Below are 25,745 nucleotides of genomic sequence, written 5' to 3'. Positions count from 1 at the left end.
CAGCTAGGCGCTCAGCTCCTTCGAAGCCTCAATATCCACCGGCGGCACCCCCAAGTCCTGCCACTTCTCCGGATGACAAGTAAACAGCAATATCTGATGCCGGCTGGCCGCATCAAAGAGGATACGCTTCATATCTTCCAGCCGGTCGCTGTCGCTGTGCACCAGTGTGTCGTCCAGGATGACCAGCGTTGGCCTTCCGGCTTCCCGCAGCAGATCGGCATAGGCCAGACGGCTGATGAGGCCCATCTGTTCGCGGGCGCCAAAGCTTAGTTCGGTAATCAGACCAAGCTCCGTGCCGCGGCTGAAGGTGCCCGGCCGTAGCTGTTCATCCACTTCCAGCGAGGCTTCCGGGAAAAGCACAGAGAGATAGTGATTGAGGTGTTTTTGCAGGGGCGCCTGCAGGCGGCGAGTGAGGGCCTGGCGTTTTTCGGTGAGCAGATTGAGCAGGAGGTCCAGCGCCTGGGCTCGGCGATGCAGTTCCTCGAAGCGGCGGTTGCACTGATCGTACTCCGCCTCTTTCTCGTTGAGCTGCTCTTCCAGCCCTTCCGCGCCCCAGGCTTCCAGCCTGACTTTGATGTCGCGCAGTTCGCGGCCACGGTTTTCCTGGGTTTGGCGCAGCTGGTTGACTGCATTCTGGTAGCGTTCGATGTCCTGTTTTAAAAACTCCGGGCGAGCCTCGCGGATTTCCCGTTCGCGGCGTTCTAGGCTGGCTTCCAGTTCGGCCTGCTGCTTTTCGAGGTTCGCCAGGTCGGTGGTTATCTGGCGAAGTTGCTGCTGACGTTCCGGGCTTTTTTCTTCATCGGCCAGCCGCTTCCATTCGGTTTTTGCATTGTCGCGAGCCTGTTTCAGGGCAGACAGCCTGGACTGATGTTCACGGTCATTGGATTCGGCTTTATCCAGCGCACTGCCAGCCCGGGTGAACGCCGCCTCCGCTTCTTCCAGGGCCGGCACATCCTCTTGCGGATCCGGTTTTGGGGTGGCTTCCAGTTGGCTTTTGGCTTTCTTCAGTTCGCTCTCTGCCTCTTTCTGCTCGGAGACAAGTTGCTCAATGCCGGCCGGTGCCACGGATTTCAGCAAATCTTCGGCATGCTTCTGGGCTCTTCCGGCGTTTTCAAAGGCAGCATGACATTCCTCTGCTTGCTCCACGGAGGCTACACCAAGGGTCTTCAGCTGTTCTTCCAGGCTTTCCTCAAGGGTTTTGAGTTTCCTGCGGGTACTGGCCAGTTCTTCGCCGCCGGGTGTTATGCCCAGGGTACCCACGCCGGGAATCACCAGTGAGGATTCTTCCAGAAGCTGCTGTTCGCCCTGGCCGGTTAGCGCGTCGTTGTTCAGCGTTAGGGATGCGTCGGCCTCCAGCTGCCAGCTTAACCGGGTGGCTATGGTCCGTGAGCGGATGGTTTCTTCGTTCAGCTGGTTCCCGGTTGCTCGCAGCTTCTTGACCAGCTCTGCATCGATGCGGTTTTCCCGGGCTTGCTGCCTGGCCTCCTCCAACTGCTGGTGGTATTCCTTTGCTTTGGCAAGGTTCTGGGTCAGCACCTGTTTTTGCTGTTCAAGCCGGCGGACATCCTGCTCCAGCCGCTGTCGCGTTTGCAGCAAGCCGGCGAGTTTGCGTTGCTTTTCCGCTTGCTCGTAGGCGGTTCTGGCCTCTTGCAAACGGCCTGTAACCACCGGGGTTTGGGCTTCCGCGGTGGCGAGGTCTCGCTCCGCCCGGTCCAGTTCGGCTTTTCGGCCTTCGAGCTGGCGACTGAGTCCTTCCAGGTGTTCCTTGTTCTGCTGCAACAGGCGGCGGTTTTGTTGCAGCTGGCTGAGGGTGGCTTTCTCCTGGTTCTGTTGCTGCTCCAGGCGCTCAACCTGCTGATAGCGCACCCGGGCTTCCTCCAGCTGGCGTTGGGCGTCTTCCCAGGGGCGCTCGGCCTCGGCCTGATCGAAGTCGTGGGTGAGTTTGCCCAGCCGGTCGACCTGCTCCTGGTATTTGTGTACCCGCTCCTTCAGTTCTTCAATTTCAGCTACGTATTGGGCGCGGTCTTTTTCCAGTTTCAGGTAATCGCCCCGGGGCTTGCCGGTCCCGGTCAGCAGGGTGTCCCGCTGGCTGCGAACCGTTTCGATCAGGTCGTCGCCGCCGGAACTGGCCACCTCACCGACCATGGAATTCAGCGCGGACTTCAGATGATCGCCGGCGTGTTCTATGGCCTGTTCGATGTCCTGTCCGGTGCCCTGCTCGACCCACAGCAATCCCGGTATGCCCCAGTGCTCGGCTTTACTGGCGCCCCGTTTCGGGTACTGGTAGCCCAGCAGTTCGGCCAGTTTTTCTTCGGCGTCGTCTTCACTGTAGGTCTCGGTGCCAACAACCAGGTCGCACCGTTTGCGCTGGAGAAAGCTTTTTGTCAGGCGCCAGGAGCGGCCTTCGTGCTCGAAATCCAGCTCAATGGTGGGCGCCGCGGCGGAGTCGCCCCAGGGGCGAAGATCGTCCACCGCTGTGGACCGATAACGCTCGAAAAACGCGGCACGGATGGCGCGCACCAGGGTGCTTTTGCCGGATTCGTTGGGCCCGTGAATCAGGTTGAGGCCGGGTTGCAGGTTGTCCAGCTCAAAGGGTTTGCGGAACTGGCGTAGCTGCTCAATACGCATTCGCTGCAGCTTCATTGCGCCGCCTCCTGTTCCAGCTCCCTGAGCAGGCCGGCCAGTATGGCCAGAGCATCCCGGGCGACCTCGTCCTGGGCCCCTTCCTGCTTCTCCCGCAAGCTTTCTACCACCTCGCCAACATAGCCATCGGCTTTCAGGGCCGCGATGTCTTCGTCGGTCGGGGCAAGCTGAAGCCCACTTCGCTCGCAGCGAAGGCTGCGAAATCGTGCTTCCGCAACCGAGAGCGCCTTCAACAGGGTTTCCTCGCCGGCCAGGGTCACCGAGCCGTCTAGGCGCAGATCGACAACGGCGGATTCGGGCAAGTCGTTCAAACGTTCCAGTAACTGTTCAAGATCGGAGTGTACTGCGAGGGTTTCCCGAAACTGGTGCCATTGATACCGCCCAGTTGGTAGTCGCGTTACTGAGGGAGTTGCGCCGGGCTCGGACACCTCAACGATCAGGGCATTCCCCACTTCGTTGTTTCTGAACCGCTCGGGCTCCGGCGTGCCGCTGTACCAGGTGCGTTCATCAATCTGTTTGGTGCCGTGCCAGTCGCCGAGTGCCAGGTAATCGAGCCTGCTGGCTTGCGCCCGGTCTGGTGCGATGGGGTTGGTGGAATCAATTTCGTCCGGCAACAGGCCCTGGACACTGCCGTGGGCCAGGCCGATTCTGAGAAAACCTTCCGGCGTCTCGTAACCGCTGAAGGGCTCGGTGAGATCACCGTATGTATGGCGCTGGGTCAGCGGCGCGCAGAGGACGCTGAGCTGCTCGGTTTCCAGATTGATCACGCCAGGCTGCAGCGCGAGATGTACGTTTTCCGGTACCGCACCCAGGCGCTGGGCTCTGGTCCAGACACTCTCGGCGAGTGCGGCGTCGTGGTTTCCGGGGAGCATGACCCAAGGGCCAGTAAAATCCTTCGTGGCGTTGAACACCCGGCGAATGGTTCGGTCGGAGACGGTCTGGGCATCAAAAACATCACCGGCCACGAGGACCGCATCGCACTGGTGTTCGCTGGCCAGTCGCGCAAGCGTTTCAATGGCCTCGAAGCGGGCTTCAACCAGGGCGGCACCGTCTTCCGTCTCGAAACGGGTAAACGCCCGGCCCATCTGCCAGTCTGCCGTATGCAAAAACTTTGGCATTTTATCTACCTGAAAGATCTGGAAATTTTGGCGTTATTCTAGACCAACTGCGCACACTTTACAGACGACATGCGACGATGACTGTCGGTCTGGCAGAAGTTGGGCAGAATTCGAACAGAGCCTGGGCAGAGCCAGTTGGCTTCGACGACTAGGCCGGGCTCAGTCGACACGCGGCGTACTTGAATTCCGGGATTTTGCCGAACGGGTCCAGCGCCGGGTTGGTGAGCACGTTCGCTGCCGCCTCCACAAAGGCGAAGGGCACGAACACCATGCCTTCGGGCATGGTCTGGTCGGCTCGCGCCGTCAGCGTGATGGTGCCGCGCCGGGTGGCAATTTGAATGTCATTCCCCGGTGCTACGCCCATGCGTTCCAGCTCTGCTGGTGCGAGATACGCCGCCGCTTCCGGTTCCCGCTCATCCAGCACGCGGCTGCGACGGGTCATGGCGCCGGTGTGCCAGTGCTCAAGCAATCGCCCGGTGGTCAGCACGATGGGATAGGCCTCATCCACAGGCTCGTCCGGCGGTAGCGGGCTGGCCGGTGAGAATCTGGCGCGGCCTCCCGCTCGCGGGAAGGCATCGGAGAAGACAACGTCGTTGCCCGGGGCATCGTCGGCCGGGCATGGATAGGTAACGGACCCTTCGCGCTCAAGGCGAGACCAGGAAATATGATCCAGTGAGTGCATGCCCTGCTTCATTTCTTCAAACACCTGCTTGGGGCCGGCGTAGTTCCAGGCCAGCCCGAAACGCCGGGCGATTTCCTGGATAACCCACCAGTCGGGCTTTGCCTCCCCCGGCGGCGCCAGCGCGGCACGGCCCATTTGCACCTGGCGGTTGGTGTTGGTGACGGTGCCGGATTTTTCCGACCAGGCGGCGGCCGGCAGGATAACGTCGGCAAACTGGGCGGTCTCGGTGACAAACAGGTCCTGCACCACCAGGTGTTCAAGGGCAGCGAGCGCGGCCCGGGCGTGGGTCAGATCCGGATCGGACATGGCGGGGTTTTCGCCCAGGATGTACATGCCCTTGATGGTGCCCGCCTTGATGGCATCCATGATTTCCACCACGGTGAGCCCCGGCTCAGGGTCCAGCTCTGTGTTCCAGAGCTCTTCGAAGGCGGCCCGCAGCTGTTGATCGCCTACCGGCTGGTAGTCGGGCAATACCATGGGGATCAGGCCGGCATCAGACGCGCCCTGCACGTTGTTCTGCCCACGCAATGGGTGCAAACCAGTGCCGGGCCGGCCAGTGTGGCCGCAGGTGAGCGCCAGGGATATCAGGCAGCGGGCGTTGTCGGTGCCGTGCACGTGCTGGGAGATGCCCATGCCCCAGAAAATCATCGCCTTATCCGCGCTTGCGTAGGCGCGGGCCACTTCACGAATGGCATCAGGCGCCACGCCGCAGACCGGGCTCATCACTTCCGGGGTCATGCCCTCAACGCTGGCTGCCAGCGCCTCGAAGCCTTCGGTGTGGGCGTCAATGTAGGCCTGGTCGTAAAGCCCTTCGCTGATGATCACATTGAGCATGGCGTTAAACAGTGACACGTCGCCACCGGGCGAGAATCGAAGACTGCGCCAGGCGTAGGCATCCAGCGCCTGGCCCCGTGGATCAATGATGATCAGTTTGGTGCCGTTTCGTGCCGCCTGCTTGAAGTAGGTGGCAGCTACCGGGTGGTTTACCGCCGGGTTACAGCCGGTGAGGATCACCACGTCGGCCTGCAACGCCTGCATGAAGGAGGCCGTCACGGCGCCGGAACCCAGGCATTCCATCAATGCGGCCACGGAACTGGCGTGGCAAAGTCGGGTGCAGTGGTCAACGTGGTTGGAGCCGAAGCCGGTGCGCACCAGCTTCTGGAACAACCAGGCTTCTTCGTTGGAGCACTTGGCGCTGCCGAAGCCGGCAAGCGCGGCGGGACCTTGTTGTGTTTTTAAATCAGTTAATCCGTTGGCCGCCAGATCGAGGGCTTCTTCCCAACTTGCTTCTCGGAAGTGCGTTAACGGATTGGCCGGATCGAAGTCCGGGTCCAGTCCCTTGGGTATGCCCTCCCGGCGAATCAGTGGCCGGGTGAGCCGCGCCGGGTGCGAGGGATAGTCGAAGCCGAAACGGCCTTTCACGCACAGCCGCCCCTGGTTTGAGGGACCGTCTTTGCCTTCCACAAACAGGATGCGTCCCCGCTGGTCGCATTTCTCCGATCCGGCAGGTGTGGGCTCGTCTTTCACGTGATAGGTCAGTTGGCAGCCCACGCCGCAATAGGGGCAAACGGAATCGACTTTGCGATCAGCAGTGGCTGAGTCTCCGCTGCCCTGGGCATCGATCAGGGTGGCCGGCATGAGCGCCCCGGTCGGGCAGGCCTGCACGCATTCGCCACAGGCGACGCAGGTGCTGTCGCCCATGGGGTCGTCAAAATCAAACACCACCTTGGACGCAGCGCCACGGTGGGCCAGTCCAATCACATCGTTGCCCTGCGCTTCCCGGCAAGCGCGCTCACACAGGCCGCACGTAATGCAGGCATCCAGATTGACGTTCATGGCGGAATGGGAAGCGTCATGCCCTCCGGCGTGGGCCATCGAATCCGACCTCGGCTCTACATGATGAACCGTGGGCTCATCCCGATCCGAGCGTGCCGGAATGCGCTGGCGCACGGCAGCGGCATCAATGGCCAGTTGGTCGGCCGTATCCCACAGGTGGCTTGAGCGGTCCGGGCTGTTGAATCGTTCCGGTTGATCCGCCAACAGCAATTCGAGCACGCCTTTACGGGCTGCCTGAACCCGGGAAGAGCCTGCACTGCGCACCACCATGCCGGGCGCGGCCTCGCGAATGCAGCTTGCGGCCAGCACCCGTTCACCTTCCACTTCCACCATGCAGGCGCGGCAATTGCCATCGGCGCGGTAACCCGGGGCGTCTTTGAAGCACAGGTGGGGGATGGTCTCGCCGGCGCGCATGGCCACCTGCCACAGGGTTTCGCCGGGGTAGGCCTGCACTTCAACGTCGTCGAGTGTCAGGGTGAAGCTCGTGCTGGAATCGCTCATGGCTGCCTCCCCTAACCTTTCGCTATCAGGTTGCTGCTGGCCAGTTCGCTGCGGAAATCCCGCAGCAGGCTCAGTACCGGATTGGGTGCGGCCTGGCCGAGGCCACAGATGGACGCATCCGCCATAACCGCCGCCAACTGCCGGAGAGTTTCCTCATCCCAGGTTTTGCGTTCCAGCACGGTGAGCATTTTTTCGGTACCCACACGGCAGGGCGTGCACTGCCCGCAGGACTCATCCGCGAAGAAGCCCAACAGGTTGGCAGCCGCTGCCTGCAAATCGTCCTGATCAGACAGAACGATCACGGCCGCAGAGCCGATGAAACAGCCGTGTTCCTGCAGAGTGTCGAAGTCCAGGGGAATGTCCCCTTTGCTGGCCGGTAGAATGCCGCCGGACGCGCCACCGGGCAGATAGGCCAGCAGGCGATGCCCTGCCGCCATGCCGCCGCAATATTCCTCGATTAATTCATTGAGGGTGATGCCCGCAGGCGCCACATGCACACCAGGCCGCGCAACCCGACCAGACACCGAGAAGCTGCGAAGCCCCTTGCGACCATGCCGACCCTGGCTGGCGAACCACTCCGCGCCCTGTACATGGATGCGGGGTATCCAATACACCGTCTCGACGTTGTTCACCAGGGTTGGCTGGTTGAACAGCCCCTTCTGGGCCACAAACGGCGGGCGGTGTCGTGGCTTGCCGGGCTTACCTTCCAGGGATTCAATCAGGGCGGATTCCTCACCGCAGATATAGGCGCCGGCGCCCCGGCGAAGGATGATAAAACTTGGCTCCGCGATGTCCGCCGCTTCCAGCTCGGCAATCGCCGCTTTGAGAACACGGTGCAGGCCGGGGTATTCGTCTCGTAAGTAGATGTAGAGAGCTTCCGCCTCGACCGCCCAGGCGCTAACCAGCGCGCCCTCCAGGAATACGTGCGGTTCACGTTCCAGGTAATAGCGGTCTTTGAAGGTGCCCGGTTCGCCCTCGTCGGCATTGATCACCGCATAGCGTGGCCCCGGTTCGGCCCGAACGGCCTGCCATTTGCGGTAGGTGGGAAAACCAGCGCCACCGAGGCCGCGCAGGCCTGCCTGCTCCAGTTCCTCGGCCAGAGATTCAACGCTCACCCGGCCTTCATAACAATCGGCCAGCAGGCCATAACCGCCGGTTGAACGGTAATCCGCCAGTCCCTGCCATTGAATGTCTTCCGGGTGAATCTGGCCCTGATCTATTGCCGCACCCACATTCTCGACGTTGGCATGGCACACGTGATGATGGCCGACTTCGACCACTGGCGCCGAGTCGCAGCGCCCCATGCAGGGTGCACGCCGCAGACGCACCCGGGCGGGATCAGCGCCGTCCGACAGCGCCCGGTGCAGCGCCTCGGCACCGGCCAACTGGCAGGAGAGCGAATCGCACACCCGCAGGGTTATTGCCGGTGGTGGCGTTTGTTCGTCGTGAACAACATCAAAATGGGCATAGAAGGTGGCGGTTTCATAGATGGCGGCCATGGGCAGATTCATGAACGCCGCAAGGGCCCGCAGGCGAGGCATGGAGAGGTAGCCGTCTGAATCCTGCAGTACATGCAGGTGCTCGATAAGGCGATCGCGGTCTCGCAATGACGAATCGACGCGTTCGTCACCGATCAGTTCCCGCAGCTCCGTCAATACTGCCGGTTCCAGTTGACGGCCCCGAAGGGCGGAGCGCCGACGTTTAACCACTTTTTCGTCCGTATCCATGTTTTTGACCAGGCGCCGGGGGTCCAGGTACAGCCTTGTTGGCTGGCTTGACTGCTTTGCAATCATTGAAGCATAGGAAGACGGGATGGCGCCAGACGATGAATAACGGAATCAACCGAGGGTCTGTCCTGGCCTTGGGTCTGGAACTTTGAAGCTAGGGAAATAATGGAGGCGCGGGTCGGAATCGAACCGGCGTACACGGAGTTGCAGTCCGCTGCATAACCACTCTGCCACCGCGCCGGAAAAGATCGAAGAGATCGGATCTTTGTGCTCTCAGGTGGGCATTGAGAGACTTGAAATTGGAGCGGGAAACGAGATTCGAACTCGCGACCCCAACCTTGGCAAGGTTGTGCTCTACCAACTGAGCTATTCCCGCTCTTTGTTTCCGGGGCATTGCCTCGTCAACGGCTGCGTATTCTACGGATTACCGTTCGGGCGTCAACAGTTTTTTATCAAGTTTTTGTTTTATTGGAGATTGTGGGTAAGCTTGTAATTGCCAGGCCAAATCACTCAGGGATTCGACAGAACGTGCCCAGTCCTGATTCTTCCGAGCAGACCGATCCACAACCACCGTCCTCCAAACCCGGATCCGTGACCATTGAGGCCGGCACCCTTAGAGTGACGGATGACTGGCTGTTGAGTCATTACCGGTCACTGGCGTCCCTGGCTTCATCCATGTCTTCCAGGGACACGAGCGCACTATCAATAGATCTCTCGAGGCTGGATCGGATCGACACGGCCGGAGCATCCCAGTTGGCCTCACTCATTGGCCCCCAGCGCCTGCTGGAAGCGGTGACCTCTGCCGGCGACTTGCCAAGGGAAAAATCCGCCCTGATTGTTGCCGTTTGCGAGGCGATGAAAGACCAGCCCGAGCCAGACAACGGCACACCTTCCCTTATCCGGAGCTTCGTGATCGGCACCGGTCAGAAGGTGGAAGGCATATTCCGACTGCTGTGGATTCTTGTCGGCTTTATCGGCCAGACGCTCGGCACCCTGGCCTGGAACCTTCCGAGGCCCTGGCGCTGGCGTATGACACCCTTCGTTGCCGCAGTTCACGACACCGGCCTGAATGCCCTGCCCATCGTGGCACTGCTGACGTTTCTGGTGGGTGCTGTGGTGGCGTTCCTGGGAGCAACCGTGCTGGAAGATTTTGGCGCGACCATTTACACCGTAAACCTGGTGGCCTTCTCCTTCCTGCGGGAATTCGGGGTGCTGTTGGCCGCAATACTGCTGGCAGGCCGAACCGCCAGTGCTTTTACAGCCCACATTGGCGCCATGAAAGTGAACGAGGAGCTTGATGCGATCCGCACCCTCGGCCTTAACCCGATCGAACTGCTGGTGCTGCCCCGTGTGATGGCCATGATGGTGAGCCTTCCGATCCTGACTTTTGTAGGTATGATTTCGGGAATGGTGGGCGGCGCCATGGTCTGCGCCCTGGTGCTGGATATCTCGCCGACGCAGTTCATGGCGATCGTTGAGCGGGACATCGCCCTTCAGCATTTCGTTGTGGGCATCGTGAAGGCCCCGATCTTTGCGTTCCTGATTGCTGTCATTGGCTGCCTGGAAGGGTTCAAGGTGGCCGGCAGCGCTCAATCCGTGGGCGAACACACCACTTCCAGCGTGGTTCAGTCCATCTTCATGGTGATTCTGCTGGATTCCATTGCTGCACTATTCTTTATGGAAATGGGCTGGTAATCATGGCGGCTATGAGCGAATCCCCGAGTAGTGAAGCCGGCAGTAAACCGGTGATTGCGGTACGGGACCTGTGCAACCAGTTTGGCGATCACGTTGTTCACGAGGACCTCGACCTGGACCTGCTTCGGGGTGAGATTCTGGGTGTAGTTGGTGGCTCTGGAACCGGCAAAACCGTGCTCTTGCGCAGCATTGTTGGACTGAACACGCCCACCTCGGGCCACATACGCGTGTTTGGCGAAGATCTGATCCAGCTTTCGGCCCGCGAACGCTCCCGGATAGAGCAACGGTTCGGTGTACTGTTCCAGGGGGGCGCCCTGTTCACCTCATTGAACTTGCAGGAGAATATAGCGGTTCCCCTGATTGAACACGCCGGCCTGAAGCGGCCCGAAGCGGAACAGCTGGCCCGCATGAAGCTGGCGCTGACCGGATTACCGCCCAATGCGGCGCTTCGCTACCCGTCCGAACTCTCCGGCGGCATGGTTAAACGCGCGAGCCTGGCACGAGCCCTGGCCCTTGATCCGGAAATACTGTTTCTGGACGAACCCACTGCCGGCCTGGATCCCATCGGGGCCGCGGCATTCGACCGGCTGATTGTAACGCTGCGTGATGCCCTGGGGCTGACCGTGTTCCTGGTCACCCATGATCTGGACACCCTGTACTCAACCTGTGACCGGGTTGCGGTTCTGTCACAGCGAAAAGTCCTGGTAGCTGATACGCTGGAGGGCGTTGCCGCCACGGAGGACGGTTGGATCCAGGATTACTTTCACGGCCCCCGTGGCCGGGCGGCGAGCTACGCCTTCAGGGACCATTCGAACACACGGACGCAGGAGCAGTAACCATGGAGCCGAGGGCCCATCACCTGATCATTGGCCTGTTTACCATCCTGGCCTTCGCCGCCGCACTGATCTTTTCGCTGTGGCTGGCGAAATCCTCTGCCGATCGGGAATGGGGCTACTATGAGATCGTGTTCGAGCAGGCAGTTGGCGGCCTGTCCGAGGGTAATCCGGTGCTTTATAACGGCGTGCAGATTGGCGATGTCATGGAGTTGAACCTCGATCCGAACAATCCGGCCCATGTGAGGGTTCTGGTGCGGGTTGATCAGTCGATTCCCATCCGCGAGAACACCAAGGCCGGCATGGTGCTTGCCAACATTACCGGCAGCATGAGCGTCCAGTTCAGCGGTGGGAGCCCCGACCAGCCCGTGCTGAAGGGCGACCGGGACAACCCGCCGGTTATTTTTGCCGAGCCCTCGGCGTTCAACAATCTGCTGGCCAACAGCGAACAACTGCTGGCCAAGGCAGACCAGCTGCTTACCAGTGCCACCGAGTTGCTCTCCGGTGACAATATTGAAAACGCCTCTGCGATTCTGAGAAACACGCGCGAGGCCACGGATGCCCTGCTCGACCGCCGGGATCAGCTGACCGCCCTGCTTGAACAGTTCGACGCTGCCGCCATTCGCGCAGAAGAAGCCGCCATCAAGGTGTCCAATGTATCGGATAATGCCAACGAACTGCTGCAAACTGATGGTCAGCGGGTTCTGGAATCCATGGACAGAGCCCTGGCGGTAATCACCACTACCATTGGGCGAATTGATGAGCTGACCCGTGACAATCAGGGTGCCATGGATGCCGGGCTTCAAGGCATGGGCGAGTTGGCACCCGCGCTTCGGGAGCTTAGGGCAACCCTGCGCAGCCTGAACCAGTTCACTCACCGGCTGGAACAGGACCCCACGGGCACGCTATTCGGTAATGAAACCATGAAGGAGATGGCACAGTGACATTGAGGTCAATCAAAAGCGTTGCGCTTCTCCTGGGCGCTGCCTTTGCCAGTGGTTGTACGGTGTTTCCGAACCCCGAACCACCCAGGGTTATGGGCCTGGCGTTGGTACAGCCAATTCCCGCGGTCGAGCAAACGGTTCAGGCATCCCTTCGCGTGGATACACCCTACGCCTCAGAGCCCTTCAATGGCTCGCTGATTCTGGCAAAGCCCATACCACAGGAGTTTCGGGCCTATGAGGGCGTTCGCTGGAGGGATACGGCGCCTGTGGTTGTCCGGGATTCCCTGGTTGCCAGCCTTCGCCAGAGTGGCGCCTACACAAACGTCATCACCGATACCAATCCTGCACAGGCTGACTTGACCCTGGTGACCGAAATATCGGCCTTTAACTCCGAAACCCCGGACACCGGCCCCCAGGTGGTTATCGAGCTGCATCTGCAGATGATTCACAATCGTTCGAGGGCCACCTTGTGCACACGTACCGTCCGGATTGTTGAGCCGGCGCCGGGCACATCGGTTGACCAGATTGTTGAGGCGTTCGGAACCGCTGGCAGCCAGCTGGCCGACAGGGTGATTGACTGGGCTACGACCTGTGACTATCCGCCTCGGCTGAGGCCTTCTCGGGAAACAGATCAGACCACGCAGCCTTGAGGTAGAGACCCATGGACCACAGTGTGAGAATCGCGGCGATATAGAGCAGCGCCAGGGCAACATTGGCCCAGAGCACGCCAGGGGGGAAGGCCAGTAAGCCCACGATGGCTGCCATCTGGGCCGTGGTCTTGATCTTCCCGATGTAGGAGACTGCCACACTTGCACGGCTGCCGATTTCTGCCATCCACTCCCGCAAAGCGGAAATCACGATTTCACGGCCGATAATCACCGTAGCCGGAATGGTCAGCAAGATCGCCGAGTGTTCCTCGATCAGCACAGCCAGCGCAACGGCCACCATGAGCTTGTCTGCAACCGGGTCGAGGAATGCGCCGAAAGGCGTGCTCTGGTTGAGTTTGCGGGCAAGATAGCCGTCCAGCCAGTCCGTGGCCGCCGCCAACCCGAAAATGGCCGCGCTCACGAGGTAGCTCCACCCCACCGGAAGGTAAAAAATCACCACAAACACCGGAATCATGATGATGCGGGAGAGGGTGAGGATGTTTGGTAGATTCATGCTGTCCTTACTCGTCGTGCAATGCTGCGTATATGGTTTCGGCCAGTGATTTGCTGATGCCCTGCACCTTGGCCATCTCATCAACCCCGGCCTTGCGGAGTTCCTGAATGCCGCCAAAATACCGGATCAGGTCGCGACGTTTTTTCGGTCCCACGCCTTCAATGCCTTCCAGTGTAGACTGCCGGCGCTTTTTGTCGCGCCGGGCCCTGTGGCCGGTAATCGCAAACCGGTGGGATTCATCCCGGATGTGCTGGATCAGGTGCAACGCCGGTGAATCGGCCGGCACCCGGAACACATCGCCAGTCATGGCGTCAATCAGCTGCTCCATGCCTGCACGACGGGTCACTCCCTTGGCAACACCAATCAGCGGGATATCGGAAATCTCAAGCTCATCAAACACTTCCCGGGCAATATTCAACTGCCCTTTACCACCATCGATGAAGACCAGATCCGGGCGCTTGCCCTCCCCGGACACCATCCGCTTGTAGCGGCGGGTAAGCACCTGTCGCATGGCGGCGTAATCATCGCCGGCGGTGACACCCTCAATATTGTACAGGCGGTAATCGCTCTTGAGGGGGCCATTCTCATCGAAAACCACACAGGATGCGACGGTATTTTCCCCGTGGCTGTGGCTGATGTCGAAACACTCCATTCTTTGCGGGGTTTCTGCCAGCTCCAGGAGGTCCCTCAATGCCAGCAGGCGCCGGTACACGGTCTCCTTGCTCGCCAGGTGCGTAAGCAGGGTCTGGCGGGCGTTGGTCATCGCCAGTTCCAGCCACCGGCGCCGCTCACCCCGCACATTGCCGCGAATCCGGGTTTCCCGGTTTGCGGACTCGCTGAGGGCCTGGGCCAACAGTTCCTGACCTTCCACCTCAACCGGCACCAGGATGTCCCGAGGAATCTCCCGGCGGGTGTTGCCCCCGAAATAGTACTGGCCAAGAAAGGCGCTGAGCAGTTCGCCTTCGGTCTGTTCGATAGAGTAGCGGGGGAAGTAGTCCTTGGTGCCAAGTACACGACCACCGCGCACGATGATTACCACGATGCAGACCACACCCGCATCCTGGGCAATGGCAATGACATCCGCGTCGCCGCCCTCGCCTTCGATGGATTGCTGCTCCTGCACGTGGCGCAAGTGATTGATCTGATCCCGATAGGCGGCGGCTTTTTCAAACTCGAGATTCTTCGAGGCTGCCTCCATGGCGTTCATCAAATCATGGAGGATCGCAGGGTTCTTGCCCTCCAGAAACATGGTGGCGTGGCGGATGTCCTGCTGATACTCCTCGGGCGTTATGTATTCAACACAAGGTGCCGTGCAACGGTTGATCTGGTACTGCAGGCAAGGCCTTGTTCGATTCCTGAAAAAGCTTTCACTACAGTTCCTTATGCGGAAAATCTTCTGTAATACATTAAGACTTTCCTTAACCGCACCCGAGCTCGGAAACGGCCCGAACCAAGTGCCGCCGCCCTTCTTGGTGCGTCCACGACGAAAGGTCAGCGAGGGGTAATCGCTGTGGGAAGACAGATAGATATAGGGATAGGACTTATCGTCACGAAGCAGGATATTGTAAGGCGGCCGTAACGATTTGATCAGGTTCTGCTCGAGCAGCAGTGCTTCGGTTTCGCTGCCGGTGATGGTCACTTCAATGGAGGCAATCTTGCCAACCAGGGCTTCGGTCTTGGGCGCCAGGCCGGTCTTGCGGAAGTAGCTGCCAACCCGCTTTTTAAGGTTGCGGGCCTTGCCCACGTAAAGAACCGAGCCACCCTCGTCGTACATTCGGTAGACGCCGGGCCGCTCGGTCAACTGTTTCAGGAAGCTCTTGCTGTCAAACTCCCCGATGTGGGTGCTTTCAGGTTCAGACCTTGTCGGCATCAAGCAACCCGAGCCGCACTGCCATCAGGGCCAATTCAACATCACTGGAGATTTCCAGTTTCTCAAAGATCCGGTAGCGGTAGCTGTTCACTGTCTTGGGGCTCAGGCACAGTTTGTCGGAGATATCCTGCACCTTCTGGCAATCCACCACCATCATGGCAATCTGCATTTCCCGTTCGGACAGCCGGTCGAACAGCGACAGCTCGCCGTCTTCATCCCGATCACCGCCGCCCAGTTGCTTCAGGGCCATCTTCTGGGCGATTTCCGGGCTGATATAGCGCTGACCGGTATGGGCCATACGGATGGCGCGGACCATTTCCTTGATATCAGCACCTTTGGTGATGTAGGCGGTGGCGCCGCTTTGCATGACGCGTGTCGGATAGGGATCGTCTGCGCAGGCGGTGACCACAATCACACGAATGGAATCATCAATGCGGAGGATACGACGGGTTGCCTCGAGGCCCCCGATACCCGGCATGCGGATATCCATGAGCACAATATCCGGACGCTGTTGGCGAACAAAATCGATAGCGTCCTCGCCGGATGACGCCTGCCCGATGACTTCAATGTCCGGGTTGTCAGCCAGCATCCGGGTAATGCCGGACCTCACCAGCTCATGGTCATCTACAACCAGTACCCTGATCAAAATTCACCTCGCACACGGCTTTCGGGAAAACAGCGCGATTGTAACGTTTAGTTCCGGCCCCGGGTAGGTGCAAACATAAATACCGTGACAGACCTGACGCCTAACCCGGCACACCCAGACCGGCGGTATTCTCAACCGGGTCAAACCAGACCACCAACTCGCCCCGCCGCACCGCAGACATCACCCTGCTCTGCTCGCCCATGGGGTTTTCAGTATCGTTCAGGCCGTGGTACCGGGTGCAATATTCCTCCACCAGGCCCTGGAGCTGGTCTTCGGTCAGCAACTCGGTATCAACAATGAATTTTTCCTGCCGGGGATCTTGCTCTGGCTGGTTTTCAGGGCTGTCAGTCATACTACCTCCTGTGACGCCACCATGTTACGAGGTATGACGGAAAGGTAGAAGCCCGGATTTGGTTTCCGGGCAAGCAGTCGTTGTTCAGGCAGGTTCTTCGGCGGTGCGAAAACGAGCGATCAGTTGGCGCATGGATACGGACTCCTGCCTCAGCGCCTCGCTGATGGTCCGGGTTTGCTCGACGCTCTCGATCAGGAAATCGGCGCTTTCGTCCAGCGCTGTTGATCGACGGCCGACCCGCCCGATCTCATCCCGTTGCATGGCAACGGCGGAGCTGATCTCGGCACTGTGATTCTCGAGGTACACAAACTGGCCCTGCAATGACTGGAGGTGACCCTTGAGTGCGGCCAGATGCTCACGGTTGCTGCTGCCGGCATCGCGCATCTCTTCCAGAAGCTCATCAACACCGCTGACCCCGGATACCAGGTCCTGCAGCCACTGGGAGATATTCCGGGTAGAGTCAGAGGTGCGGCGAGAAAGGGTCCGAACCTCATCGGCCACCACCGCAAAGCCGCGACCATGTTCGCCCGCGCGAGCGGCCTCGATGGCGGCATTGAGCGCCAGCAGGTTGGTTTGCTCGGCAATGTCGGCAATGACCCCGATAACCTGCTCAATCTTGCCCGTGGATTCGTTCAGGGCGTGGATGGAGCCAGAAACGCGGGAAATCACATCCACCGTGTGTTCCGCAGCCTCTTCGCTTGTGGTCAATCGACTCTGCACTTCTTCGTTGGCTGCTACTGCGGATTTCACGGTGTTAGCCGATTCGTCTGTGGCCCGCTCTATAGCTGAGGCCTGATCGGCAATGGCGGCCATGGACTGGCTCACGTCATTGATCTGCTTCCGGGTTTGCTCGGAGGCCGCCTGGAGCGATTCGGCACCGTTATCCAGGGCCCCGGAACGCTCATCAAGACCTCCGGCCGCTGAGCGAATGTCTGCGATAAAGTGCTCGAACCGGGAGACCAATCCACCCAGCGCTCTGGCCACACCAGCCACCTCGTCCCGACCTTTCAGGACGGGCACACGAGTAAGATCGGCGTTCTTCTCCATCTCGGCCAGGTCGTTCTGCATACCCTGCAAGCGCAAAATCACCGACTGCCTCAGCCACCAGGTCATGATGATGACGATGAGCAGGAAGGACACGGAGCCTGCAATCAGGAAGCTCTGCTGACCGGCCAGAAACGACAGCAGTTCGTCGGCGCCCTCGGATACTGAGGCTCGACTCTGAAACTGGCGCTCGGCGATGGCTGCGAGCATTGGCTCCATGGCCGGGAACAGATCGAAATCCACCACCTGACCAACACGGTAATAGCTTTTCTCGGCAATGCCTTCTCCCATCCGGGCGATAAGCGCCAGTACCCGCTCGAAATCCTCACGGTGTGCTTCTGCCCACTGGCGCAGGCCCGGCTCTGCTTCAAGTGTCTGCCAATTTTGCGGCAATGTGCTTTCCAATCGACTGAACTCGGTCTCGATTTCATCCCAGAGTAAAAGCTGGGCTTTGATCTTGTAGGCAAGATCCTGAAGGTGGCGATGGTCCTGTTCCAGATCCGCCAGCAGCCAGGCTTCGTTAAGGTTGGTCTGAATCAGGGTTTTGGAGGCATCTTCGGCTTTCAGGATGATGCTCCAGGACAGCGCGGCAAGCCCGGCGAGGGCGAAGACTGATAGAAAGGCGAAAAACAGGATCCGGGTTCTTACTGTGCCGAACATGACAACTCCAAAAGCGGGCTATGCCGCGGATGGTATGCCGATTTTATGACACTTTTATTGCATCAAATCTGTCAGCTTTTTATCCCAACCAACCGAGAATCGTGTTAACCACTTCAAATAAATCCCCTTATTCACTATGATCGCCGCTTTCAGACCGTTTGGATGCTAATGAACCAGTCCGTCTTTCGACTCACCTTACCCATTCTGTTCGGCTACTTACCGTTGGGCATGGCCTTTGGCGTGCTGTTTGCCACCCAGCTCGACTATGCCTGGTGGGCAGCACCTCTGATGGGCCTGGTGATTTACGCTGGCGCCGGCCAGATACTGGCTGTGAGTCTTCTGGCGGTTAACGCCGGCCTGCTGGAAGTATTCATCGCGATGTTTGTTCTGAATGCCCGCCATCTGTTCTACGGGCTTTCATTGCTTGGCCAGTTCAAGGGGGCGGGCTGGCGCAAGCTGTACCTGATTTTCGGTTTAACGGATGAAACCTATTCCCTGCTTACCAGTCGCCCGCGCGGAACCGACCGGGCTCATGAGCAGGAGGTGGATTTCCGTATTACAGGGTTCAATCAGTGCTATTGGGTAGCAGGCTGCGCAATCGGTGCACTGCTTGGTGACAACGTCGCCTTTGACAGCACGGGCATCGAGTTCGCGCTGGTGGCTTTGTTCATTGTTCTTACTCTGGAGCAGTTCAAGGCTCTGGGCGAAGGCTTCCCCATCTGGCTTGGGGCCGCGGCGGCGGGTGCTGCCATGCTGTTATTGCCACCAGCGCACCAGTTGATTGGGGCGATCGCACTCGTTACAGCCGTGCTCTTACTGGAATACCGGAGAAGTCGAGGGCAAACGCCGCACAAGGAGAGCAGTCATGGGTGAATCCGGCTATCTGGCAGCCTTCATAGCGGTGGCGGCACTCGCCACCTTCGCCACACGGGTGATTCCCTTCCTGTTTTTCGAGCGGCATACGGAACACCCGCTGGTCCGACACCTGGGGCGCTATTTACCTGCGGCGGTGATGGCCCTGCTGGCAACGGTGTTCCTGCAACGTTCGGCGGACTGGTCAGGTGCATGGATGGGCTTTGATGCCCTGTTGCCGGGCGCCCTGGTAGTTATCATTCACCTTTGGCGCCGCAACGCCCTGCTCTCCATTGCTACGGGCACCATCAGCTACATGGCCATACAGCAAGCCGGGCTCTGACCCGGCCGGGTTTACACCCTGTTTTCGAGATTGGCGACCAGCCGGGAATCCTGCAATGCGGCGGTGCGGTGCTTGACCACGCCTTTGTATTCCGGGCTCTCGATCATGGCCATGAAGGCGTCGATTGACGGGTAGCGGACCAGCAGTACCTGATCCCAGGATTCATCAGGGGGGGCTATCAGTGATCCAACGCTGCGGCCGGACCAGATGACTTCTGCGCCCACCGATCTTACGCAGGCAGCGGCCTCTTCCATGTAGAGCGTGTAGGCTTCCCGACCGGTCCGCTCCGGTGCCTCTTCCTTGTAGTTGGCCCGGTCGCGGAAGCGCAGCAGATTCAACATGACGACAGGCTGGTCTTTCGGGGTATCCGCCAGGACTTTCTGCAGCTGTTCGGGAGTGGGATTAACGGCGTCCATCCTTATCCTCTTCTTCTCGTGTTTCCGGGGCCTACTATAGCCCAGGCCGGAGGCGTACGCGCAAGCGATTTCATTACCTTTCATTCAGTTTGCTCTTTTTGCCTTCTTTCTTCGTAAGGCTACAGTGAAGGAGACGCAAAACTCATAAATGAGAGGACGATATGGCTACCCTCACGATTAACGGCGAGCGCTATGAGCTCGACGTTCCCGATAACATGCCCTTGCTCTGGGTGATCCGCGACGTTGTCGGCCTCAAAGGAACCAAGTTTGGATGCGGCATGTCCCAGTGCGGCGCCTGCACGGTACACCTCAACGGAACAGCAATCCGCTCCTGCGTGACCCCGGTCTCTGCCGCCACCGGCGAGATCACCACCATTGAAGCCATGGCTGACGACCCGGTTGGCAGCAAGGTTCAGCAGGCCTGGCTCGACCTCGGTGTCGCCCAGTGTGGTTACTGCCAGGGTGGCCAGATCATGAACGCGACCGCTTTGCTGAAACAGACACCGAATCCCGAAACCGCAGAAATTGTTGACGCCATGGCAGGCAACCTCTGTCGCTGCGGCACCTACAACCGAATCCTTGCTGCAATTGAACGGGCTTCCGGCAAGGAGGGTGAAGCATGAGCGCCGATGACAACTTGATGATTGCCAACGTGAGCCGTCGACGGTTCCTGATGGGCCTGGCCGGCGGCTCTGCCCTGGTGCTCGCAGCCCGATGGGATGTGGCCCTGGGTGGCAATGAAAAAGCTCAATTTGGTGCCGGGGCCATGCCCGGCGGCTGGGTCGACGACCCCAACGTATTTATCCATATCGATGCCGATGGCCTCGTTACCATCGTGAACAACCGGTCTGAAATGGGTCAGGGTATCCGTACCAGTCTGGTGATGGTCGGTGCTGACGAGCTTGGCGCTGACTGGGACCAGGTGAGAGTCGAACAGGCCGAAGGCGATCACAGCAAATACGGCAACCAGAACACCGACGGTTCGCGCAGTATGCGCCATTGGTATCAGCCGATGCGCCGCGCCGCAGCAGCCGCCAGGCAGATGCTGGAACAAGCCGCCGCCAATGAGTGGGGCGTTTCGACCAGTGACGTTCAGGCCGGTGTACATAAAGTCGTTCACAGATCCTCTGGCAAAGAGCTCGGCTTTGGGGAACTTGCCGCAAAAGCAAGGGACCTCGAGGTTCCCGGGCGCAATGCACTGGAACTCAAGCGCGATGAAGAGCTTCGATTCGTCGGCAAGGAAACCGGTCTGATCAACGGCGAGCTGAAATCGGCTTACCCGAAAGCGATCGACGGCGAAGATATCGTGACCGGTAAAGCGGTGTATGGGGCAGATGTGCCGTTTGAGAACCTGCTCTATGCCGTGATTGCACGTCCACCCGTTTATGGCGCAACCGTCGCCAGCTTCGATGATACCGAAGCCCTTAAGGTGCCCGGCGTCGAGAAGGTAATGAAGGTTGAGGGTACTAGCCAGCCCGCTGGCTTCAGTCCACTCGGTGGGATTGCCGTGGTGGCGTCCAATACCTGGGCCGCCATGGAAGGACGCAAAGCACTGAAGATCGACTGGGATCTGGAGGCTGCCGGAGACAACGCCAGTTATACCTCGTCCGCCTATCGAGAATCTCTGGAAAAGGCAGCGCAGCAGCCCGGCACGGTGGTCCGCCAGCATGGCGATCTGGATAAAGCTCTGGAAAATGCCGCCAAGCATGTCTCCGCCACCTATTACATGCCTCACATGGCCCAGGCACCCATGGAACCTCCGGTTGCAACGGTACAAATCAAGGACGGCAAGGCCGAAGTCTGGGCGCCAGTCCAGAATCCGCAAGCAACCCGCGATACGGTCGCCGGCCGGCTCGGCCTTGATGCAGAGAATGTCACCGTTCACGTTACCCTGCTTGGGGGCGGCTTCGGGCGGAAATCCAAGCCGGATTTCGCCATTGAAGCGGCCAGTATTGCCGAGGCTTTCAAAGGCCGGCCCGTGAGGCTGCAGTGGTCGCGCGAAGACGATATCCACCACGCTTACTTCCATGCAGTGTCTGTCGATTATCTGGAGGCCGGGCTGGACGATAATGGCCAGGCCACAGGCTGGCTACACCGGACCCTGTCACCGAGCATCGGCTCGCTGTTCGCGCCCGACCCGAAGCACAAGGGTGAGTTTGAATTGGGCATGGGCTTTAACACCATGCCGTTCTCGGTGCCTGCCCTGAGGCTGGAAAACCCGCCTGCACCCGCTCATGTGCGCATTGGCTGGTTCCGCTCGGTCTACAACCTGCCCCATGCCTGGGCGATCCAGAGCTTTGCCCATGAAATGGCAGTGGCGGCCGGCAAGGACCATCGGGATTACGTACTCGACCTGCTCGGGCCGGACCGGAAGATCCACAACCTGACGGTGGGTGATGGCTGGAACTATGGCGAAGACCCGGACCTCTACCCCATCGATATTGGCCGAATGCGCAACGTCGTTGAGCGCGCGACCAGCGAAGCCGGTTGGGGCAAGTCCATGGGTAAAGGCCGAGGTCTTGGCCTGGCGTTTCACCACAGCTTTGTCTCCTACACCGCGATCGTGTTTGACGTGGAAGTGGATGACCAGGGCGAGCTAACCATTCACCGGGCAGACATCGCCTTCGATTGCGGCCCCCAGGCCAACCCGGAGCGAATTCGTTCCCAGTTGGAAGGCGCCATCGTGATGGGCATCGGCATCGCGCTGCAAAGCGAGGTGACCTTTGAAGACGGCGTGGCGCAGCAGGGTAACTTCGACAAATACCTGATCCCGCGTATGCCGGACGCCCCTAAAACCCTGAGGGTCCATCTGGTCGACAATCCGGGTGAGGCCATGGGGGGCGTAGGTGAACCTGGCCTGCCCCCGGTAGCGCCGGCGCTCTGCAACGCGATCTATGCAGCTACCGGTAAACGCATCAGGCGGTTGCCGGTTGGCGACCAGCTTAAAGGGTAAAACCGATCAGGGCCCTCTGGGGCCCTGATTTTTTATTGGCTATTTTCTTTCCGGCCCATACCTTCGTGGTATTCCCATAGCATCCTAGCTTTCTCCCCGCTTATAATCCGGCTGGATCTCTTCACTTCCCTCGACCGAACGGCCACCCTTGATGACCCTGATCGATCTGTTCCTGCAAACCATGGAAACCACACTGCCCGTGTTTGCCATGGTGTTTATCGGCCTGGGGCTTCGGAAGATTGGCTGGATCGACAATGCGTTTGTGAATACCGCCTCCGCACTGGTGTTCAAAGCCACGCTGCCAACCCTGGTGTTTCTGAGCATCATTCGGGCCGACCTGGATACCGCGTTCAACCCCGGGCTTCTGGTGTTTTACCTGGCAGCGACACTGGCCAGCTTTGCCATAACCTGGCTCTGGGCCCGGTGGCGCGTGGTTCGGGAAGATCGAGGGGTTTACGTACAAGGGGCCTTTCGGGGCAACTGCGGAATCGTCGGCCTGGCTCTGGCCGCCAATCTTTACGGCGACTTTGGCCTTTCGGCAGGGGGCATCCTGCTTGGCCTGGTGATTATTTCCTACAACATTCTCTCGGTGATCGTGCTGGTGGCCTACCAGCCGGGTCAGACAACGGACTGGACAAAGATCTTCCACGACATCGTCCGCAATCCCCTCATCCTGGCGGTCTTTGTGGCCATCCCCTTTGCCGCCCTGGATATCACGCTGCCACGCTGGGTAATGACCAGCGGCGACTATTTCGCCTCGCTCACCCTGCCCCTGGCGCTGCTGTGCATTGGCGCCACGGTTTCCCTGAGCGCCATCCGCAGCGACAGCAAGACGGCGCTGGGGTCCAGCCTGCTCAAGATGGTGATATTGCCAGCGCTCTGCACAGCTGGGGCGTGGCTGGCTGGTTTTCGGGGTTCCGAGCTGGGCCTGATGTTCCTGTTCTTCGCCAGCCCGACGGCGGCCGCCAGTTTCGTGATGGTTAAGGCATTGGGCGGTAATGACCGGTTGGCGGCCAATATCATTGCGCTGACCACCCTGCTGGCGAGTATTACCGTAACTCTGGGGGTGTTTGTGCTTCGCAGCGCGGGTTTGATCTAGGCCTCACCGCGGCCAATAGCCTCGACAACAACAAACCCCGCCTGGCATCCCCCAAGGTATCCGCCGCCGAACAGGTTGTAGTGGTTCAGATAGTGGTAGAGATTGTAGACATCCCGCTTGGTGCCATACACCGCTGTTCGTGGGTAGTGCGCGTCGTAGGCCCGGTAGAACGCTTCCCCAAAGCCGCCAAACATTTGGGTCATGGCAATATCGGCCTCGCGGTCACCGCAGTAAACAGCCGGATCAATCAGCCAGGGGCCGTCTGCGCCATAGAGTACATTGCCATTCCAAAGGTCGCCGTGGAGCAGGCTCGGGTGCTCACAGTGCGCGTTCAGCCAATCAATCAACGTGCCTCCGCACTCATCCAGAACCTTCTGGAAACGGCTCCTCTGGCCCGTATCACGGATACGGGAGACCTGGTAGCCAAGGCGGTCCCGAACAAAGAATTCACCCCAGCTGTCACACCAGCGATTGGGTTGCGGCGACAGGCCAATGTAGTTGTCCCGTCCCCAGCCGTAGGCCTTCTGACGTAAAGCGTGCATTCTCGCCAGCCCTTCACCCAGGACCTCGCGAGCCCGATCCGAGGCACCTGACGACTGTATGGCGGTGATTTCGAGTTCATTTTCATCCACCCGGTGAACGCGCGGGACGCCAATGCCCGTCACCCCGGCCTCATCGAGTGCGCTGGCGAGGCGTTCCAACCCCTCCGCTTCACAGATCAGGGCATCAGCATAATCAGTGGCGTTGTGTTTCAGGTAGGTATTGACCATCGACTTTCGCGCTCCTTGAAGTTGTGATGCCCGAACCGGTAGATTGAAATGAAGACTGACATGACACAACGAGCGGGGGCAAACCATGGATACCAAACGCTGGCAACTTCTGATATCCGGCCGGGTACAGGGGGTTTATTACCGCGCTTCCACGGAACAGAAGGCCTCTTCCCTTGGCCTCACGGGTTTCGCCCGCAATCTGCCCGATGGACGGGTCGAGATTGTCGCCGAAGGTCCCGAAGACCGACTGGATCAGCTGAAAGCGTGGTGCGCCGAAGGGCCACCGGATGCCCGGGTGGACGCGGTCGATATTGCCCAGGAGTCCCCGACCGGCGAGTTCAGCAGTTTCAGCGTGCGTTAATAGATTCGCCTGAGCCAGAAGGTCATTGGCTTGGCGGTTTCTTCCGCTTGGTCCACATCTTTCCAGGTGTAGGTGGTGGCCAGCGCAGGTACTTTCCGGTATCCGCGGTTGTGCCAGAACTGGTCCAGGGGCTGGTAATCCGACGGCCTCAGCGGATGATCCAGCGGCCTCTCGACGGCGCAGAAACAGCAGTGTGTGAAACGGCCCTGCTCCCGGGCATGGCCTTCCCGGTGGTCAAAAAAGGCCACACCGATGCCCTTCCCCCGGTAGTCCGGCAGCAGCACCGACTCGCCGAAATAGAAAATCTTTTCCGGCTCATAACCCTGCTCGATAAACGGGCCTTTGAATTCTTCTGTTTCGTGGTCCATCGGGATACCCGTTGCGGCACCAATAACCGACTCCCCATCCATTGCCAGAACGAACAGGCTCTCTGGCGAACGGGCATAGGTATCCAGATACTTACGTTCATAGCCCATATCGCCGTCGTACAAGTAGGGAAAGCTGCGAAATACTTCGATTCGCAGACGTGCGAGATCATCAATGTATGGGTTAATCTGATCGCCGCTGAGCCGGATCATCGATACCGCCATCTATTACCCCCTTTCAAAAGGTCGAGCATGCAACAGGACAAGCCGTTTTCCCAAGCCTGCGAAAACAATAAAGCGCCGATTCTGGAAAAACTGAGGGCACTTTTCAAACAGCCAGGCACCATTCTGGAGATTGGCACAGGCACCGGCCAGCACGCGGTGCACTTTGCCAGCCACTTGCCGCACCTGTTGTGGCAGCCCACCGATCATCCCAACAATGCCCAGCTCTCTCGGGCGTGGATCGATGACTCGGAGCTCACCAATATCAACGCGCCCCTGGCCCTGGACGTGCTTGGTAGAAGCTGGGCCGATCTGCCCGCCATCGACGGCGTGTTTTCTGCCAATACCGCCCATATCATGGGCTGGCGGGAGGTTCAGGCAATGTTTCGCGGTGTCTCGGAGGTGTTGCCGATAGGGGGAATCTTCTGTCTGTATGGGCCTTTCAGCTATGGCGGCCGGCACACCAGTGAGAGCAACGCGCGGTTTGATCTGTCGCTAAGAACGCAGGCGCTGCATATGGGGATACGGGATATGGAGGATCTGAAGGCGCTGGGTAGAGAAACCGGGTTGGTTCTTGAAGAAGATTTTGGGATGCCGGCTAATAATCGGTTGTTGGTTTGGAGGAAGTAGCAGGTCGATTCCAAGACCGCTC

At 59.5% G+C, this 25,745-nt stretch carries 23 protein-coding genes and 2 tRNA genes; 11 read left to right on the top strand and 14 right to left on the bottom strand.

What is annotated here, in order from left to right:
* Positions 1-3: 3 nt before the first annotated feature.
* The 6 genes from NUW46_RS09675 to NUW46_RS09650 form a co-directional block, all read right to left on the bottom strand.
* On the bottom strand, positions 4-2,643 hold the full coding sequence (locus NUW46_RS09675) for an AAA family ATPase (RefSeq protein ID WP_418141960.1): 2,640 nt from the start codon (positions 2,641-2,643) through the stop codon (positions 4-6).
* Positions 2,640-3,761, bottom strand: coding sequence for a metallophosphoesterase family protein (locus NUW46_RS09670; RefSeq protein ID WP_418141959.1), 1,122 nt, complete (start codon positions 3,759-3,761; stop codon positions 2,640-2,642). Before NUW46_RS09670 ends, NUW46_RS09675 begins: the two co-directional genes overlap by 4 nt.
* A 148-nt stretch (positions 3,762-3,909) precedes the next feature.
* Entirely contained in the window at positions 3,910-6,780 is a 2,871-nt protein-coding gene (fdhF, locus tag NUW46_RS09665; protein WP_418141958.1) for a formate dehydrogenase subunit alpha, read from the bottom strand.
* 11 nt (positions 6,781-6,791) lie between these two features.
* Complete coding sequence (locus NUW46_RS09660) at positions 6,792-8,507, bottom strand: NADH-ubiquinone oxidoreductase-F iron-sulfur binding region domain-containing protein (protein ID WP_418141957.1); 1,716 nt, start codon at positions 8,505-8,507, stop codon at positions 6,792-6,794.
* A 166-nt stretch (positions 8,508-8,673) separates the two neighbouring features.
* Positions 8,674-8,747, bottom strand: a tRNA-Cys gene (locus tag NUW46_RS09655).
* A gap of 60 nt (positions 8,748-8,807) precedes the next feature.
* Positions 8,808-8,883: transfer RNA gene (locus NUW46_RS09650), tRNA-Gly, on the bottom strand.
* Between the two features lie 152 nt (positions 8,884-9,035).
* Between NUW46_RS09650 and NUW46_RS09645 the strand changes: the two genes are divergently transcribed.
* Genes NUW46_RS09645 through NUW46_RS09630 form a run of 4 tightly spaced genes read left to right on the top strand, consistent with a single transcriptional unit; the run spans position 9,036 to position 12,629 of the window.
* The gene (locus NUW46_RS09645; protein ID WP_305966107.1) at positions 9,036-10,202 is read left to right on the top strand and encodes an MlaE family ABC transporter permease; all 1,167 of its coding nucleotides are present in this window, start codon (positions 9,036-9,038) and stop codon (positions 10,200-10,202) included.
* An 11-nt stretch (positions 10,203-10,213) separates the two neighbouring features.
* Positions 10,214-11,038 carry an ABC transporter ATP-binding protein gene (locus NUW46_RS09640; RefSeq protein ID WP_418141956.1) on the top strand — a complete coding sequence of 275 codons (825 nt, stop codon included), beginning with the start codon at positions 10,214-10,216 and terminating at the stop codon, positions 11,036-11,038.
* Positions 11,039-11,040: 2 nt separating this feature from the next.
* Positions 11,041-11,979 carry an MlaD family protein gene (locus NUW46_RS09635; protein ID WP_418141955.1) on the top strand — a complete coding sequence of 313 codons (939 nt, stop codon included), beginning with the start codon at positions 11,041-11,043 and terminating at the stop codon, positions 11,977-11,979.
* Positions 11,976-12,629, top strand: coding sequence for an ABC-type transport auxiliary lipoprotein family protein (locus tag NUW46_RS09630; protein WP_418141954.1), 654 nt, complete (start codon positions 11,976-11,978; stop codon positions 12,627-12,629). Before NUW46_RS09635 ends, NUW46_RS09630 begins: the two co-directional genes overlap by 4 nt.
* On the opposite strand, the gene pgsA is transcribed toward NUW46_RS09630, so the two are convergent.
* The 5 genes from pgsA to NUW46_RS09605 all read right to left on the bottom strand — a co-directional run bounded on the left by pgsA (position 12,562) and on the right by NUW46_RS09605 (position 17,712).
* Positions 12,562-13,140: a CDP-diacylglycerol--glycerol-3-phosphate 3-phosphatidyltransferase gene (gene pgsA / locus NUW46_RS09625; protein WP_305966111.1), complete on the bottom strand. Its 579-nt coding sequence runs from the start codon at positions 13,138-13,140 to the stop codon at positions 12,562-12,564. The genes NUW46_RS09630 and pgsA overlap by 68 nt on opposite strands.
* 7 nt (positions 13,141-13,147) lie before the next feature.
* Positions 13,148-15,010 carry an excinuclease ABC subunit UvrC gene (uvrC, locus tag NUW46_RS09620; RefSeq protein ID WP_418141953.1) on the bottom strand — a complete coding sequence of 621 codons (1,863 nt, stop codon included), beginning with the start codon at positions 15,008-15,010 and terminating at the stop codon, positions 13,148-13,150.
* Positions 14,994-15,656 (bottom strand): UvrY/SirA/GacA family response regulator transcription factor, encoded by a 663-nt coding sequence (gene uvrY / locus NUW46_RS09615; RefSeq protein WP_069185056.1) that lies wholly within the window; start codon positions 15,654-15,656, stop codon positions 14,994-14,996. The genes uvrC and uvrY overlap by 17 nt, the downstream gene beginning before the upstream one ends.
* A 100-nt stretch (positions 15,657-15,756) precedes the next feature.
* Positions 15,757-16,008 (bottom strand): hypothetical protein, encoded by a 252-nt coding sequence (locus NUW46_RS09610; protein WP_209397743.1) that lies wholly within the window; start codon positions 16,006-16,008, stop codon positions 15,757-15,759.
* A gap of 84 nt (positions 16,009-16,092) precedes the next feature.
* Entirely contained in the window at positions 16,093-17,712 is a 1,620-nt protein-coding gene (locus NUW46_RS09605) for a methyl-accepting chemotaxis protein (protein ID WP_418141952.1), read from the bottom strand.
* 168 nt (positions 17,713-17,880) lie between these two features.
* On the opposite strand from NUW46_RS09605, the gene NUW46_RS09600 reads away from it, so the two are divergent.
* Both NUW46_RS09600 and NUW46_RS09595 read left to right on the top strand, forming a co-directional pair.
* Complete coding sequence (locus NUW46_RS09600) at positions 17,881-18,585, top strand: AzlC family ABC transporter permease (RefSeq protein WP_418141951.1); 705 nt, start codon at positions 17,881-17,883, stop codon at positions 18,583-18,585.
* Complete coding sequence (locus NUW46_RS09595) at positions 18,578-18,907, top strand: branched-chain amino acid transporter permease (RefSeq protein WP_418141950.1); 330 nt, start codon at positions 18,578-18,580, stop codon at positions 18,905-18,907. Before NUW46_RS09600 ends, NUW46_RS09595 begins: the two co-directional genes overlap by 8 nt.
* Positions 18,908-18,918: 11 nt before the next feature.
* Here NUW46_RS09595 and NUW46_RS09590 read toward each other — a convergent pair whose 3' ends face one another.
* Complete coding sequence (locus NUW46_RS09590) at positions 18,919-19,323, bottom strand: DUF1330 domain-containing protein (RefSeq protein WP_069185051.1); 405 nt, start codon at positions 19,321-19,323, stop codon at positions 18,919-18,921.
* Positions 19,324-19,484: 161 nt separating this feature from the next.
* On the opposite strand from NUW46_RS09590, the gene NUW46_RS09585 reads away from it, so the two are divergent.
* The 3 genes from NUW46_RS09585 to NUW46_RS09575 all read left to right on the top strand — a co-directional run bounded on the left by NUW46_RS09585 (position 19,485) and on the right by NUW46_RS09575 (position 23,375).
* Complete coding sequence (locus NUW46_RS09585; RefSeq protein ID WP_069185050.1) at positions 19,485-19,946, top strand: (2Fe-2S)-binding protein; 462 nt, start codon at positions 19,485-19,487, stop codon at positions 19,944-19,946.
* Positions 19,943-22,276, top strand: a complete 2,334-nt coding sequence (locus NUW46_RS09580) for a molybdopterin cofactor-binding domain-containing protein (RefSeq protein ID WP_418141949.1) — start codon at positions 19,943-19,945, stop codon at positions 22,274-22,276. Before NUW46_RS09585 ends, NUW46_RS09580 begins: the two co-directional genes overlap by 4 nt.
* Before the next feature lie 151 nt (positions 22,277-22,427).
* Positions 22,428-23,375: an AEC family transporter gene (locus NUW46_RS09575; RefSeq protein ID WP_418141948.1), complete on the top strand. Its 948-nt coding sequence runs from the start codon at positions 22,428-22,430 to the stop codon at positions 23,373-23,375.
* Here NUW46_RS09575 and NUW46_RS09570 read toward each other — a convergent pair.
* On the bottom strand, positions 23,372-24,145 hold the full coding sequence (locus NUW46_RS09570) for a fructosamine kinase family protein (RefSeq protein WP_418141947.1): 774 nt from the start codon (positions 24,143-24,145) through the stop codon (positions 23,372-23,374). The two genes, NUW46_RS09575 and NUW46_RS09570, sit on opposite strands and share 4 nt — an antisense overlap.
* Before the next feature lie 85 nt (positions 24,146-24,230).
* Between NUW46_RS09570 and NUW46_RS09565 the strand changes: the two genes are divergently transcribed.
* Positions 24,231-24,506, top strand: a complete 276-nt coding sequence (locus NUW46_RS09565; RefSeq protein ID WP_349343260.1) for an acylphosphatase — start codon at positions 24,231-24,233, stop codon at positions 24,504-24,506.
* Here the strand turns inward: NUW46_RS09565 and NUW46_RS09560 are convergent.
* Positions 24,503-25,096, bottom strand: coding sequence for a GNAT family N-acetyltransferase (locus tag NUW46_RS09560; RefSeq protein WP_418141946.1), 594 nt, complete (start codon positions 25,094-25,096; stop codon positions 24,503-24,505). The two genes, NUW46_RS09565 and NUW46_RS09560, sit on opposite strands and share 4 nt — an antisense overlap.
* A gap of 27 nt (positions 25,097-25,123) precedes the next feature.
* On the opposite strand from NUW46_RS09560, the gene NUW46_RS09555 reads away from it, so the two are divergent.
* Positions 25,124-25,723, top strand: coding sequence for a DUF938 domain-containing protein (locus NUW46_RS09555; protein WP_418141945.1), 600 nt, complete (start codon positions 25,124-25,126; stop codon positions 25,721-25,723).
* Positions 25,724-25,745 lie beyond the last annotated feature (22 nt).

The sequence above is a fragment of the Marinobacter sp. MA genome, assembly GCF_048298425.1.
GTDB classification, from domain to species: domain Bacteria; phylum Pseudomonadota; class Gammaproteobacteria; order Pseudomonadales; family Oleiphilaceae; genus Marinobacter; species Marinobacter salsuginis.
This window is presented reverse-complemented; position numbering and strand designations above follow the sequence as displayed.